Here is a 14872-nt window from a genome sequence, read left to right as displayed (position 1 = left end):
CAGAAACTAATATATATATTGGGCTGATTTTTTTGTCGCCTACTAATGGGGCCATGCCCTGATACCCAGATCATAAATACTCCGACTTCCTCCTCTTGGATATAGAACAATCGGGAGCCAATTCACTCACGCACTCCTTTTGGCAGGATGGATGGTCAGAACCCCGATATAAAAGGAGTACACATACGAAATGCCCCCCACCTCCCTCACCAACGCCGACATCGCCGCCGTCCTCTATGAAATAGCCGAGCTCCTCGAGTTCCAAGGCGTCAAATTCAAGCCCCGTGCCTACCAGCGGGCGGCGCAGAGCATCGAGTCGCTGGGCGAGGACGTGGGTGACGTCTATGCCCGCGGCGACCTCGAGGAGATCCCCGGCGTCGGGGAGAACATCGCGGCGAAGATTGTAACGCTCATCGAGGAGGGCGAGCTCCCGTATCTCGCGGACCTGCGCAAGGAACTCCCGGCGGGGATGGTGGAGCTCCTCGAGATCGAGGGCATTGGGCCGAAGAAGGCCCTCCTCCTGCACAAGAAGCTCGGCGTGGACGACGTCGACGATCTCGAAGCGGCGGCGAAGGCGGGCAAAATCCGCGGACTTGCGGGCTTCGGCGAAACGTCTGAAGAGAATCTCCTTGCGGCCATACAGGTGTACCGGGAACGGGGCTCGCGTTTCCTCCTCGGCTATATCCTCCCCGATGCGGAGGCCATCGAGGCGGCGCTTGCCGGGCACCCGGCGGTCATCCGGGCCTGCCTTGCAGGCTCCATCCGCCGCCGGAAGGAGACGATAGGCGACGTGGACGTCCTCGTCGCAACTGACGACCCCGGGACGGTTTCCGCATTCTTCTGTTCACTCCCCCAGGCGACACGGGTCGTGATGACGGGCCCCACCAAGAGCACGATCGTCGTGGGCGACAATCTCCACGTGGACATGCGGGTGGTCACAGCGGAGCAGTTCGGGGCGGCGCTCCAGTACTTCACCGGCTCGAAGTCCCACAACATCGCCCTGCGTCAGATCGCGATCGGCCGGGGGTGGAAGCTGAGCGAATACGGCCTCTTCGCCCGCGAGGGCGAGACGGTCATCGCCCGGGAGCGGGAGGAGGATATCTACGGGGCGCTGGATATGGCGTATATCCCGCCGGAGCTCCGCGAGGACCGGGGCGAGATCGCGGCGGCCCGCGAAGGGACGCTTCCCGACCTCATCGGGTACGGGGACATCCGGGGGGGCCTGCACGTCCACACCACCTGGAGCGACGGGGCGAACACCATCCGCGAGATGGCGGAGGCGGCCCTCGCCTGCGGCTGGGAGTACATCGCCGTCTGCGACCACTCGGCGGGCCTCCCCGTCGCCCATGGGATTTCGCCCGGTGAAATACTCGAGCAGGCAAAAGAGATCGAACAGGTGAACCGCGACCTTGCCGGGAAGGGGATCACCGTCCTCCACGGCATCGAGGCGAACATCGACAAGGACGGACTCCCTGACGTCCCCAAGAAGATCCTCCGCGACCTCGACGTCGTCGTCGCAAGCGTCCACTCGGGGTTCCGGCAGACGGGGGCGGAGATGACCGAGCGCCTCCTTGCGGCCGTCTCCCACGACCACGTGGACATCATCGGCCACCCCACCGGCCGCCTTATCCAGCGACGGCCCGCCTACCGGTTCGACATGGACGCGGTCTTCTCAGCAGCGGCCGCGGCGCACGTGATGATGGAGATCAACGCCTTTCCCACCCGGCTCGACCTCTCCGACGTCCACTGCCGCCGGGCCCGTGATGCGGGGGTGACAATGGCCATCGGGACCGACGCCCACAATCGCGACCACCTCCGGTTCATGGCCTTGGGCGTCGCCGTCGCACGAAGGGGGTGGCTGGAAGCCGGGGATGTCGTCAATACCCGGCCGCTGAAGGAGCTTCGGGCATTTTTGGAGAAGTAGGAGGAGAACGTCACTGCCGCGGAAGAAATGGCGTTCCCTTCTTTCGCCGGATGAAAATATGGAGGTTCGTCAGTGCCGGAGAAGTGGGCAAAGACTCTTCTCCTTCCGAGGGAATCAGACTCCTATCCATGACCGAACTGAAACGCACCCTCGGGGTATGGCCCGCCGCGGCCGTCAGTATCGGCGCCATCATCGGTGCGGGGATATTCGTGCTGGTGGGAGTTGCTTCCGGCATCGCCGGGCCGTCGGTCATTCTCTCATTTGTAATCGCGGGGTTCGTTGCCCTCTTCACGGCGCTCAGCGCCGCGGAACTCTCCTCCTTCATCACCGAATCGGGCGGGTCCTTCATCTTCACGCACCGGGCGTTTGGGAAGTTCTGGGGGTTTGTGGTGGGCTGGATGCAGTCGGCGGACTATATCATAGGCGCGAGTGCCGTCTCCATCGGGTTTGCCGGGTACTTCCTGTACTTCTTCGGCCTTTCATCCACCCAGGTGGCGCTCATCGTCGTCGGATGCCTGCTCCCGGTCGTCCTTGCCCTCATGAACCTCTACGGCATGCGGGAGGCTGCAGGCGCAAACGGCATCCTCGTCCTCCTGAAGATCCTTGCGCTCGCCCTCTTCGTCGTCATCGGGGGGAGCTTCATCCTCACCAACGGCCCGACCGGAACGTACCAGCCCTTCTTCCCGTACGGGATGTCGGGGACCATCCACGGTGCGGCGGTGATATTCTTCGCCTTCGTCGGGTTCAACACGGTGACGGTCATCGCTGAAGAGGTGAAGGACCCGGAACGGAACGTCCCGCGGGCGCTCATGATCGCGTTTCTGGTGAGCACCGCCATCTACATCGCGGTCTCCATCGTTGCGGTCGGCCTTCTTGACTGGAATCTCCTTGCGACCTCCACCGCACCGCTCGAAACGGCGCTCATGCAGGCGACATCGAATCCCATTATCCTGAAGTACGTCTCTATAGCAGCCCTCTTCGCCACCGCCTCCGTTGTCATATCCAGCATCTTCGGGGGGTCTCGGGCATTGTTTGCGATGTCCCGGCAGGGGATTTTGCCCGGGAAGCTCTCGGTCATCTCGAAGAAGGGCGTGCCGCTCTATGCCGTCCTTCTGGTCGGCATCGTGGCGGCGCTGATCATCCTGGCGGCACGGGGGGACCTCGACACGCTTGCGCAGATATTCAATTTCGGCACCCTGACCACGTTCTTCTTCATCAACCTGAGTCTCATCAAGCTCCGGTGGGATGAACCGGGCATCGAACGAGGATTTTCTGTCCCCCTGTATCCGCTGACCCCGCTTCTTGGGATCGTCTCCTGCAGCCTGCTTCTCATCTTCCTCAGCAAATATGCGATGCTCTTCGGCATCGTCTGGCTTGCGATCGGCGTGTTCGCCTTCGAGCTGCATACACAGACGCTTCCCGAACATTCGCAATGATCAGGGCGCGAGAGGGGCATTTTTTCTTCTTTTCCTCTGAACATCCTCTTATCCATGGCGATGCCCATACCGACCCATGTATCGCCGTGCCACGGAGATGACCGGTCGTTTCCGGGAACTATCACCCGCCGGTGGCACTCCTCAGGGGCACTTCCTCCCATCCTGCCGCATAAGACTCTTATGGTATCGCAACCATTCCACGCATAACGGAGTTGGAGGAAACATGATCACACCACTGCCGCCGGAACAGTACCGGCACCGGTTCGACGCGACGCTTGTCGACTGCACGAGCACCCGCGACCTCAAACCGCTCGAGGAGATCGTCGGGCAGAAGCGTGCCCTTGCGGCGCTCACCCTCGGCCTGAACATCGGGGAGAAGGGGTTCAACATCTACGTCTCCGGCATCTACGGGACGGGGCGAAAGACCGCGGTCAAAAAGTTCCTCGCTGAGCTTGCGAAGACCCGGCCGCAGGCCAATGACTGGATCTACGTAAACAACTTTGAAAATCCCTACGAGCCAAATGCCATCCGTCTGCCGCCGGGGATGGGAAAGGAGTTCAGGGACGATATGGCGGCCTTCATCGAGGAGGCGAAACGCTTCATCCCGAAGGTCTTCGAGAGCGAGGACTACGTCGACCGCCGCAATGCCGCCATCCAGGGGGTCGAGGAGGAGAAGGGGAAGCTGATCGAGCACGTCAACGAGGTGGCGGCGCAGAAGGGCTTCGTCATACAGGCAGGGCCGCAGGGGCTTCTCTCGCTCCCATTAAAGGAGACCGGCGAGCCGTACCAGCCGGAGGAGTTCGCGGCGCTGCCGCCGGAGGTGCAGGCGGCCTTCCAGAAGGCAAAGGAGGAGCTGATGGGGGAGCTTCGCACCACCTTCCGCCAGCTGCGGGAGCTCGACCAGAAGGGCGGGGAGACCGTCGAGACGCTGAACCGGGACGTCGCCCTCACCGCGATCGGCCACCGGGTGGCGGCGCTGAAGGACAAGTACGAGGGCATCGACGAGATCCACCCGTACATCGACGCCGTCCAGAAGGATATCGTGGAAAACCTGATCCAGTTTATGCCCGAGGCGGCCCAGCAGCAGCTTCCGCCGCAGTTTGCAAACCCCTTCTTCAGGGAGCTTGCGCTGCGCAAGTACGAGGTGAACGTGATCGTGGACAACACGGAAAACGGCGGCGCACCGGTCGTCTTCGAGCAGAATCCCTCCTACCAGAACCTATTCGGCAAGATCGAAAAGGAGGTCCAGTACGGGGTCGTCGCGACCGACTTCACGATGATCCGGCCGGGGTCGATTCACAAGGCGAACGGCGGCTTTCTTGTGATGCTCGTCGAGGATCTCTTCCGTAACCAGTTCTCGTGGGACGGCCTGAAGACGGCCTTGAAAACGGACGAGGTCGTCGTCGAGGAGCCGGGCGAGCGGATGGGCTTCATCTCCACGAAGGGCATCAAGCCCGAGCCGATTCCGCTCGGGGTGAAGGTGGTCCTCATCGGCACTCCCGAGATTTACCAGATCCTCATGAACGGCGACCCGGACTTTTCGGAGTTCTTCAAGGTCCGGGCCGACTTCGACACCGTGATGGACAGGACGGAGGAGAATGTGCGCAACTACGCCTCCTTCATCTGCGGGCTCTGCGAGGAGAACGACCTGCGCCATCTCGACCCGTCGGGGGTGGCACGGGTGATTGAGTACGGCTCGCGCCTCGCGGACGACCAGAACAAGCTCACCACCCGGTTCTCACGGGTGGCCGATATCATCCGGGAGGCGAGCTACTACGCGGGCGTGGACGGGGAGGAGTATACGAGTGACCGCCACATCATGAAGGCCGTCGAGGAGAAGATCTACCGCTCGAACCTCATCCAGGAGAAGGTGCAGGAGTACATCACGAAGGGGATCTTCCTCATCGACACCGAGGGCGAGACGGTCGGACAGGTGAACGGGCTCTCCGTGATGGGGCTTGGCGATATCGCCTTCGGCCGCCCGTCACGGGTGACCGCCTCGATAGGGACCGGACGGGGCGGGATCATCGACATCGAACGCGAGGCCGCGATGGGCGGCCCGACGCACACGAAGGGCGTCCTCATTTTATCGGGCTACATGAACGCGGCATATGCGCAGGACAAGCCGCTCTCGCTCTCGGCCCGTCTCGTCTTCGAGCAGAGCTACGGCGGCGTCGACGGCGACAGCGCCTCGAGCACCGAACTCTACTCGATCCTTTCGGCCCTCTCCGGCCTGCCCATCAACCAGGCGATCGCGGTCACGGGCTCCGTGAACCAGAAGGGCGAGGTGCAGGCGATAGGCGGCGTCAACGAGAAGCTCGAGGGGTACTATGAGGTCTGCAAGGCGAAGGGGCTCACCGGCAGGCAGGGAGCGATGATTCCTGCGAGCAACGTCCAGAACCTGATGCTCAAAGACGAGATCATCGAGGCCGGAAAGGAAGGAAAGTTCACCATCTACCCGGTCGCGACGATCGACGAGGGCATCGAGGTCCTCACCGGTGTTCCGGCCGGGAAGCGGGGGCCCGACGGGACGTTCGAGGAGGGAACGGTGAACTTCCTCGTTGATAAAAGGCTCCGTGAGATGGCGGAGACGATGAAGGAGTTCAAGGGCGGGGCGTGAGAGGCCCCATTCTATTTTTTATTGTGAGGAATGGCACGAGAGAGCGGGATGCGGTGGCATCTCACTCCTCGCGGATGGTCATCGGGCCGTCAGAGATGGTAGCAGACGGCGCTTGTGCTGTCGACCCGGTTGACCGCGGTGCAGGCGGGGCAGCGAACTGCCGTGATATTCTGGTAGCGGATGCCGTCGGTCCAGACCCGTCCGCACCGTCCGCACCGGACGTCGCAGACAAAGTTGTCGGCGAGGCCGCGGGCCGCCATTTCCAGCCGGACGGGGTTCCATGAGACGATCGTTCCGTCGCAGTCGGGATTGGGGGTGCAGCAGACCTGCCACGGCTCGAGGTGTTCGAGGAAGAGGCCGTCCCTGTCGAGGCCCCAGGTGCCGTCCGGTGTCTCGACGATGAGGTAATAGTTGGGATGGGGGATGCTCTTCGTCTTCAGGAAGGCCCGTGCCTTCTCAGGATTCGGCGCCCGGAAGAGTTCGTATACACGTTCCTGTGCATCGGTGTACCGCCGCTGGAAGGTGGTGCGGGTCCCGGTGATCGCCGGGGAGAAGAAGGCCGTGGCGGAGACGGGTTCGTCGTCCCTGAGTTCCTCCAGAAGTGCGCTCATCAGGGGGTCGCCCTTGGGGACGCGGCTGATCGTCCCGAGGACATACCTGCTGTTGCTGCGTATTTCCGTCGTCTCGTTCTGGAGTGCCGCAAGGAGGGGGGCTGTCGCCCGGTCGTCACCGATCCGGATGAGCGCTTCAATGGTCCGCATGCGGACGTTTCCGTCCGGGTCATCGAGGAGGGTAGTGAGGGGGCCCACGGCACGGAGGTCCCCGATCTTTCCCAGGGCCTCGGCCGCGGCCTGGCGGACGTTCTCGTCGGGGTCGCCGAGGACATTTGTGAGGGGCAGGGCGGCAGCGGGGTCGCCGCAGCATCCGAGTATATCGGCGGCACGGCTGCGGATGCTGCTTCCCTCCTCTTCCATCGCGGCGATGAGTGGAGGGACGGCGGGTGCGCCGATCTGTTCGAGGACGTCTGCGGCACTGTCCCGGATGCCGGGGGCCGCGGTCTTCATGGCGTTCGTGAGGGGGAGGACGGCGGGCTCCCCGATCGCGACGAGCGCTTCGGCGGCGGCGTGCCGGACATCGGGGTTCATGTCGTCGAGGGCGTGGATCAGCGGCTCTACGGTTGCAGGGTCCGCGATATACCCGAGCGCTTCGGCGGCCCCGTGCCGCTGCCGAAGGTCGCCTGCGAGCAGGAATGTGGTCAGGTCCGGCAGGGCGGCGGGGCCGATCTCTTTCAGGACGCCCGCGATGCGGCGGCGGGTGCCCGGATCATTGTCCATGAGGGCGATGACCAGCCGCCGCACCGCCGGGGTGCCGATGTATGCCAGCACGGCGGCGGCGATGTCGCGGACGGAGCTCTCCCCGTTCTGCAGTTCGGTGATGAGGGGAGGAATCGCCGGTCCCCGGATCTCTGCGAGGGCGACGGCCGCCGCGGTTACGACGCGTTCGTTCTCGTCTGCGAGTGCCGCCACCAGGGGTTCGACAGCCCCCTCCCCGATCATTACCAGTTCCTTTGCAACGTTGTCGTGATGGGGGGAGTCGTCGTCCCGAAGCTCGGCCATGAGGGGTTCAACCGCCGGTCGGCCGACGATCCGGATCGCCTTGAAGGCGGCGAAGCGTACCTCCTCCTCGTCGTCGTTCAGGGCGCGAATCAACGGGTGGACGGCACGGGAATCGCCGGTCTCCCCCAGCGCCGCGGCGGCGGCGCTGCGTATGGCGGGGTCGTTCGGGTATTCCAGCGCCCGGATAAGGCCTTCGAGATCATGGCACCTCGCCATTTTTGCGATATTGGGGCGGCCGAGAAAGCCCAGAGGTGCCATACATAAAAAACCGGGTTCATTTGATATATACTTGCAGGGCTTTTGAGGCCGCCGGGCCGAGGCGTCGGTAAATGTATCCTGACTATGGGACTTCCGGCACGTCCCCGGTTTCATCATGGAACTGTGTGGTTGGTTCATTTCATCCGGGACATGATCTACATTCATTCCGTCCTGTGCGAACCGGATGAACAGGGATTCTGGCACAACAGGACCATGCCTGTCAACCGGTTCCCGGAGGCAGTCGTCGGCCGGGACTCCCTAATTATGGACCACCTTTTGCTGGAGATGAATTCTTAATGGAAAGGAACAAAGCATATATCATTGCCCTGGTTGCGGGTGCGATCGCCGTCATCATCGCAGTGGCATTGATGGTGCCGTATATCACCGGAACCGACACGGGAAGCGAACTGACGACGAGTGCCGGAACGACCTCCTCCGGTGAAACGCCGCCGGTGGATGAAGGAGTGCCACGGGGTGGCGGGAACTTCACGCCGGGGGAGATGCCCCCGACATGGAGGGAAACTTCACCCCGCCCGCGGGTGACGGAGGAATGATGCCCGGCGACCTCCCGGAGATGGACAGCGAGCAGGCGCGGGTAATGCTCGAGATGATCGCGGCGCACGGTGTCGATACCACCGATGCCGAGGCGGCACTCGGGGAGGGCGATATGGAGATGGTCATTGCCTTTATTATGGAGAATATGCCGGCGAGGCAGGGAGGCCCCGGCGGGTTTCCCGAGGGTGAGGCCCCGGAGGAGTGAGAACAGGAATGAAATTTCATCTTATGAACCTGCGTCGGTGTTTGACCATGGTGTGCGTGCTGTTGCTGCTGGTCTGCACCGTGCAGGCAACGACACTGGATATCACGGTTGAGGACGAGGACGGCGATGCGATAGAGAACGCCTACATTTACATCGATGGTGACTATGAGGGAGCAACGGACGAGTACGGTGAATACGAATTCGACCATTCGCTGGACGACACCTTTGAACTCAAGGTGGTAAAATCGGACTACGATACCTGGAAAGACGACATCGATGAGGATGAGGACTCGGTTACCGTCGTGCTCGAGTCGAGCATCGAGGAGTACGACCTGGTCATCTATGTCTACGATGCCGATACCCTGCTGCCGATACACGGCGCCGAGGTGGCAATCGAGAGTGAATATGGTGACACGGATGAGGATGACACCGACAGCAGCGGGGCTGTCACCTTCGTCGTGACCGAAGAGACGGACTATTCCATCGAGGTGCTGGACGACGACTACGCGGCCTCGTCCATGGACGTGGAGATAGCCGATGGTGATGAAACCGTCTTTATCTGGCTGGTGAACGAGGACCGGGTTGCATTCAAGGTCCGCGATGCCGATACGCATCTCGCCATCGATGGCGCAGAGGTGATCATTGATGGCGATTCAAAGGGCCTTACGGGGAGCGGCGGGCTCCTCTTCACCCGGATCAGCGGCAGCGGCACTCACCAGGTCAAGGTCGTCTGTTACGGATACGAGACGTACTCGACGAGCATGACGCTCGACGGGTCGGCAGTGTATCAGCTCATCGAACTTGCGGAGGCGACATCCTATCTCACGATCACGGTGACCGACGGCCATGGCAACCCCCTGTCCGGAGCAACGGTATACATCGACGGGGACAGGATCGGAACGACCGACGCGGACGGTGAATATCGCGACCCGGCAATGATCGAAGGGACATATACGTTCACGATCTCGAAGGATTACTACGAGGAGTGGGAGGAGGCCCGCACCATCGGCGACACCGCGACCATCTACGCCACCCTGCCGATCATCAAGACCGGGGTGACGGTCATCGTCGAGGAGAAGGATCACACCGTGGTGGAGGGGGCGACGGTCACGCTGGACGGTGAAGTGATCGGGACGACCGATGCGGCAGGCGAGGTGAATGTCGAATTGGAGCCGGGTTCGGGCTATACCTTCGACGCACGCAAGGAGGAATATAAAAATGCCTCTGCGGTCCTCGATGTCGAGCCCGGAGATGGTTCGAAGATCGTCACCATCACGCTCGAACCGGAATTCAACGTGGTCACTGCCGGGCTTGTCGTGCTCGGAATTGTCGTGCTCGCCGTCGTGATCGTCGGAGGGCTGCGGGTGCTCCGGGGCCGCGGCGGGTCTTCGGGGAGAGGGAGGGGAGGGCTGTGAGCTCTTCCATTTTATCAGAGGGCATGGATGCATGACGGCTCTTCGCATCCACATGGACATGGAATCGGTCGTTCTTTCATAAGAAAAGCTTAAATATCCTCTATTTTTGGTGAAAACGGCCGGAGATGCGATCGATACAGACGCGAAATACGGGCGGATCTCGGGTGGAGTGGGGCTCTGGCACCTCGGCGAATCGTTGGGCTGTAGCGGGCAGATATAGTCTTTGGAAAACCGTTGGATTTTGGTAATATTCGAGAATTTCGCGTATTTTTTTATGAGTTGGAAATCTCTGAAAATACGGCTGATTTGAGCTTCTTTTTGGAAAGAATGGGGGGTAAAAAATCCTCATTTGGTGGGGTTCAGGGGCTATCGGGTACTGGCCCCTCCACCACCTGCATTGGAAATGGTGATCCGGTAGTTGTGCCGCCCGGCCCTCCGGATCTCGATCGCCGAGATTGTCCCGCCGCGGGCGTGGATCTCGCGGGAGAGGACCTGTGGGATGAGGTAGAGCGGGTAGTCCCCGGCGTCCTCGCCCTCTGGTGTTGCCGGTGCCTGTTCACTCATAGTACCGCCTCCTCTCGAAGGGCGGCACCTGCCGGCGGTAGCACTCGCATTCGAGGCATTCGACCCGCTCCGCGAGGGCGTCGATGACGGCATCCCGTCGGGCGAGTTCCTCATAGAGGACGTACCACCAGACCCGGCCGGGGGCGGGCGGCTGGTCGGATGCGGTGGAGGTGGTGGCCGGAGGATGTTCGGAGGGCGGCGCCGATATCGGCGGCGGTGCCGCTTCACCGGACGGTCCCGGCGATGATCCGGGGAAGCGGGGAAAGAGGGAGGCCGGTGGTGCGGTCGGCACTGGGCCTGCATTCTCGTGATGGTAGACGATTGCTGTTTCTCTGATAAATCGAGGTGGTGATGATGAAATCGGTTCTCTTGGTTCTCTTTTTTGCATTGGTATTCCTCTGGATGTGTGATGGTGGGTTCGCAGGCGCTCCGCTTACGCCTGCGATGGTTGGTTATGTGCCGGTGATTGGGGTTCGTTCGGTGATACAATCGGTTGTATGTCGGTCGTTCCCGTTGTGGTACGCGATCGCGGAGGAGGGCCTTGAGTGCGGGGCACGGGAACGGACATTGGAGGGCACCGGCCTCTCATCTCCGGTGGCCCCATGGCTGATGTCGTCCGCTGTCGTTCGGCAGGTCCCGCCCGACGCGTCTCTCGAAAAGAATTCCTGATCGCTTTTTTCTCGTTCAGGATGGTGTCTGACTGTAACTGGCTCTCGCGTGCGGGACCTGCCGATTATGCCCCGGCCCTGCCGGGTCGCATGAGAGAAGGGTTGGGGTGGGTATGAATAGGGGTTTGGGATGTGGGGGGCGGAAGTGAAGGAAAGGTGAAATTTGAAATAGTTCTTCACGGCCGATACCGGAGGTTGTATGATGCGTAAACGATTGGGCCATAAACGGTTAATAAACCTACGTCAAAGTCATGCACGTAGTATCAAAAAGGTGTTGCACGGGGCTCACCGAACAGATTAGGAATGGTTGAACCCCCATGCGTGCCCGGAGGCAAAACTGTGTTGGCCTTACCATTACTTGGAAGTTTTGCTGTTTTACCACTGGGGATATGAAAAACGGAGGAAAATGTATGAAACAAAAAAATGAAATGCGGGCACTTTCTGTGCTCTTGGCGTTGCTGCTGGTGAGTGTGGTGATGGTGTCGGCGGTGAGTGCGGATGAGCCTACTTGGATCTCAGGAGATGTTGTCGATGAAGCTACGCAACTCGAGAGATCCCCGTCACTGATTCAGGAGTGTCGTTCAAATCAGGACACAGAAAAAGCAATTGCAGATGCAATTCACAATTCCCCCCGTGTGACCTATCTAGCAGGCTGGTCAGAAGATGATACGGAGAGAGTGAAAAGTATTTACAAGCGAGCTAAAGAATCGGAAGAGGAAGAAACAGAAGTTCGCAGCTGGGCTCAAAAAGATGGGCGCATGTGGATAGATGAGTATAATTACCGTGGTATCAACGGCATCGTGCACCCCGGAGATATGGAGGTCTCTTCATCAGGCACAAATCATCAATATCTGACAAGCCACTTGGGGCAACCTGTCGGAGGGGATCCTTGCTGGATAGAAGTCGGAGTAGCAAAGTTTTCTGAGATATTTGGCGGAGATCCGAATGAGTTTGTTGTATACACTGTTGATAGCACACTGCCGGAAGATGAACAATTCGAGCCACATGCCAATTTTACCAATGGAAATCAGGATTTCAACTTTGAAGTTTATGTCAGTAATGTTCTATATCCCGAAGGATATCCATATCTGCTTTCATGGAATGGTCAGGTAATTCGCACCGGTCACGTACCTTTTGCAAAAGGAAATCCTGATGAGAATCATGAGTATTTCGCGGCCGACAGTAGCAGCTACACACCTGTCTCTAATGCATATTTCTGGGACTCGTACCTGTTTGGCGATCAGACATCCGTATGGTGGAACAATAACCTGCCAGAGGTTACCCATAAAAGTGAGAATTCCTATCCGGTGATGGTTGATATGTACATCCCTTGGTGGTCGCAGGCATATCGGATCGATTCATGGATTTTGTAAAGGCTGTCATCAGGGTTTTGGACGGTCTCCTGACCATCCTCCTCATTTCTTTGGTTTTGTCGTGTGGATGCGTGCAGGAAACCGGTACCGGACATGATGATGGTAATTACTGGATGAATGATCTTGACTGCCGAGGAAACGAGTCAGAGATTGAACTGGTCCGGATCGCCCTCCGTGATGAAGAAGTCGCCAATGCAATTCGTAACCACTCGTTCGAGACTGAGATTTACGTTTCACATCTGCAATCGGGATTAAATGAGCCTGAAGAACTCATTAAAGTGCGATTTTGGTTATTTAAAGGCACTTCTCGTCCATATGGCACATATGACGGCATGTATTCCGTCTTCATCAATGATTCGAAACAAATTGTTCAGCGCTCATGGGAATACCCACCCCGATATCCGCCCAGTGTCCCAGTCGATATGAGGATGAATCTTACGAATCGCTCGATATGTACATATCATAATCTGTGAGTTGATCTAAAATCCTTTCATTTATTGACATGACCAGTTCATACATTGTCTGTTGGTGATTTCGGTAAATGTGAGCCGGTATCTGTAGATATCCTTCGATGTACAATCTCTGATGCTACAGTGCTTTCTTCTCTCTCTTCCGTAAAACGGACACAATTGTTTTCCCTTGTGCACATTCAGGCAGTCTGTTATTAATCATGTGCTTTGGTTTGATGACGTATTGGGGCATACGGATATTTCATGAAAAATCAAAAGACCGGGCCGCATTTGTGTCTCTTGCAACAATTATTGTTCTAATGATACTATTCCGCGGATGGTTATTCAGTCATGGATTGTTATTGTAGGTCATTGGAATCATTATTTCTATAGGCAGTCCGGAAGCGAGAGATTCAATAAAAATGGACGTAGTGAGTAAAAATGTCCTGAGTACGCGATCGCCGAGGGCCTGGAGTGCGGGGCACGGGCGCGGACAATAGTAAGTCTCTTCACAGGGATAACTGGTACACTTGTTGGCACTCTACTAGGTTTCCAAGCAGGATCAGCTGGAAAAGATACTTTAATTGAAAAAAGAGTGGAGGCCAGATCCATTGCGAAAGATGCTCTTGATCAGCTCGAGGATCAAAAACAAAAAGAGGTATTGAGAGGAAGGACGTTGTAGTGCGCTTATCATGATCCTGCAGGAATCTGTTGATTCGGTTTTGTCGTATCCGAGCGGATCTGATCCCTTATTATGCCAGATCGGTCACATGTGCAACAGGATTGTCAGGCAGGTAATCCCTAAGAATTTCTTTTACTTCTGGATTGAGCAGGTAACAGGTGTATTTCCCGGATTTCGTGGCGAAGACGGTGCCGTCAGCACAGAGCCGTTCCATTTGCCAAGTAACGGCAGATCCGGATATGCCAAGGTACCGGGCGAGCTCTTTGCGTGATATGGTGGGATGACGGATCAGGATTTCATAGATCTGGCGCACCGTATCGCTCCTGAGCTGCATCAGTATGGTCCGATGAATTTCTTCATATTTGTCATCATTCTCAAAAAATCCGGTTTGACCCTTTTTCTTAACTGAGACTATTTTATGTTCCCTCATTAACAATTTGAGGTGATATTGTTGCGTTCCCTTCCCGATGTTGCATTTACGGGCAAGGGCAGAAAATGTAATTCCCGGGTTATTGCAGATGCATTCAAACATTTCTGAACGAACAGTGTTATTGAGCACGTTGTATTTCGCAACCTTTCGATATCCCAGATAAATCCATAATTTCACTGCAAACAAAAGTTCAACCGGGAATATCAGTGCGGGAGAAATAGAGAGTGCAATACCAATTAGCATTGCACGGGGAGATAGATCCCAAAAGGATATGGGGGTAAATTCGTGTCTCTCTTCATTGGGGTCTGTGTCAGGGGCTGGCTGGACGACATACCCTCCGGGTTCTGCCGTTGCCGGACCAATGAGGTATACAACGAAGAGGATAAGGATGCATATGAGGGTGAGTGGCCGTCTTCCTGCCATCACTGTCATCTCATTTTCATGGAAGATTACGATTGTGTTTCACCTTAATTCCAGGTAAAGGTATGATCCTCAGTACTGAGAGGAACAAGTCCTCCGGGTCTATTTTGTATCACCTGCAGGGGTTATGATATATACATTATTTTGTTCAGTCCTGGTTGTCTCCCCTGCGCAGCGGCTGCGATATAACCAGTACCGCAAAGATTAGTGTCATGATTGCAATTCTGAAAGTCTTCATGCTATCGCAGGAGAATTTG

The 14872-nt window shown here is 58.0% G+C and carries 14 protein-coding genes; 10 read left to right on the top strand and 4 right to left on the bottom strand.

Going from position 1 to position 14872, the window contains the following annotated elements; translation table 11 throughout:
- The first annotated feature begins 190 nt into the window (after positions 1 to 190).
- From polX to AZH53_RS04025, 3 genes are all read left to right on the top strand, one after another.
- Complete coding sequence (gene polX / locus AZH53_RS04035) at positions 191 to 1924, top strand: DNA polymerase/3'-5' exonuclease PolX (protein WP_319642252.1); 1734 nt, start codon at positions 191 to 193, stop codon at positions 1922 to 1924.
- A 128-nt stretch (positions 1925 to 2052) separates the two neighbouring features.
- Positions 2053 to 3360, top strand: coding sequence for an APC family permease (locus AZH53_RS04030; RefSeq protein ID WP_319642251.1), 1308 nt, complete (start codon positions 2053 to 2055; stop codon positions 3358 to 3360).
- A gap of 223 nt (positions 3361 to 3583) precedes the next feature.
- Positions 3584 to 5980, top strand: coding sequence for a Lon protease family protein (locus AZH53_RS04025; RefSeq protein WP_319642250.1), 2397 nt, complete (start codon positions 3584 to 3586; stop codon positions 5978 to 5980).
- 89 nt (positions 5981 to 6069) lie between these two features.
- Here AZH53_RS04025 and AZH53_RS04020 read toward each other — a convergent pair whose 3' ends face one another.
- On the bottom strand, positions 6070 to 7854 hold the full coding sequence (locus tag AZH53_RS04020) for a HEAT repeat domain-containing protein (RefSeq protein ID WP_319642249.1): 1785 nt from the start codon (positions 7852 to 7854) through the stop codon (positions 6070 to 6072).
- 150 nt (positions 7855 to 8004) lie between these two features.
- Here AZH53_RS04020 and AZH53_RS04015 point away from each other — a divergent pair, with 150 nt between their 5' ends.
- The 4 genes from AZH53_RS04015 to AZH53_RS04000 are packed head-to-tail and all read left to right on the top strand — an operon-like array spanning position 8005 to position 10029.
- Positions 8005 to 8151 (top strand): hypothetical protein, encoded by a 147-nt coding sequence (locus AZH53_RS04015; RefSeq protein WP_319642248.1) that lies wholly within the window; start codon positions 8005 to 8007, stop codon positions 8149 to 8151.
- Positions 8151 to 8408, top strand: a complete 258-nt coding sequence (locus AZH53_RS04010) for a hypothetical protein (protein WP_319642247.1) — start codon at positions 8151 to 8153, stop codon at positions 8406 to 8408. The genes AZH53_RS04015 and AZH53_RS04010 overlap by 1 nt, the downstream gene beginning before the upstream one ends.
- Positions 8405 to 8614, top strand: a complete 210-nt coding sequence (locus AZH53_RS04005; protein ID WP_319642246.1) for a hypothetical protein — start codon at positions 8405 to 8407, stop codon at positions 8612 to 8614. The genes AZH53_RS04010 and AZH53_RS04005 overlap by 4 nt, the downstream gene beginning before the upstream one ends.
- Positions 8615 to 8661: 47 nt before the next feature.
- Complete coding sequence (locus AZH53_RS04000; protein WP_319642245.1) at positions 8662 to 10029, top strand: carboxypeptidase-like regulatory domain-containing protein; 1368 nt, start codon at positions 8662 to 8664, stop codon at positions 10027 to 10029.
- A 366-nt stretch (positions 10030 to 10395) separates the two neighbouring features.
- Here AZH53_RS04000 and AZH53_RS03995 read toward each other — a convergent pair whose 3' ends face one another.
- Together AZH53_RS03995 and AZH53_RS03990 are read right to left on the bottom strand one after the other, a co-directional pair.
- The gene (locus AZH53_RS03995; protein ID WP_319642244.1) at positions 10396 to 10593 is read right to left on the bottom strand and encodes a hypothetical protein; all 198 of its coding nucleotides are present in this window, start codon (positions 10591 to 10593) and stop codon (positions 10396 to 10398) included.
- Positions 10586 to 10885 (bottom strand): hypothetical protein, encoded by a 300-nt coding sequence (locus AZH53_RS03990; RefSeq protein ID WP_319642243.1) that lies wholly within the window; start codon positions 10883 to 10885, stop codon positions 10586 to 10588. Before AZH53_RS03990 ends, AZH53_RS03995 begins: the two co-directional genes overlap by 8 nt.
- Before the next feature lie 59 nt (positions 10886 to 10944).
- On the opposite strand from AZH53_RS03990, the gene AZH53_RS03985 reads away from it, so the two are divergent.
- The 3 genes from AZH53_RS03985 (at position 10945) to AZH53_RS03975 (ending at position 13107) form a co-directional block, all read left to right on the top strand.
- Entirely contained in the window at positions 10945 to 11262 is a 318-nt protein-coding gene (locus AZH53_RS03985) for a hypothetical protein (RefSeq protein WP_319642242.1), read from the top strand.
- Between the two features lie 409 nt (positions 11263 to 11671).
- On the top strand, positions 11672 to 12634 hold the full coding sequence (locus AZH53_RS03980; protein WP_319642241.1) for a hypothetical protein: 963 nt from the start codon (positions 11672 to 11674) through the stop codon (positions 12632 to 12634).
- The gene (locus tag AZH53_RS03975; protein WP_319642240.1) at positions 12622 to 13107 is read left to right on the top strand and encodes a hypothetical protein; all 486 of its coding nucleotides are present in this window, start codon (positions 12622 to 12624) and stop codon (positions 13105 to 13107) included. The genes AZH53_RS03980 and AZH53_RS03975 overlap by 13 nt, the downstream gene beginning before the upstream one ends.
- A gap of 728 nt (positions 13108 to 13835) precedes the next feature.
- Here the strand turns inward: AZH53_RS03975 and AZH53_RS03970 are convergent.
- Positions 13836 to 14618: a winged helix-turn-helix transcriptional regulator gene (locus tag AZH53_RS03970; protein WP_319642239.1), complete on the bottom strand. Its 783-nt coding sequence runs from the start codon at positions 14616 to 14618 to the stop codon at positions 13836 to 13838.
- Between the last annotated feature and the right edge of the window lie 254 nt (positions 14619 to 14872).

Origin of the sequence: Methanovulcanius yangii (assembly GCF_018687785.1) — an archaeon.
Taxonomy (GTDB): domain Archaea; phylum Halobacteriota; class Methanomicrobia; order Methanomicrobiales; family Methanomicrobiaceae; genus Methanovulcanius; species Methanovulcanius yangii.
This window is presented reverse-complemented; position numbering and strand designations above follow the sequence as displayed.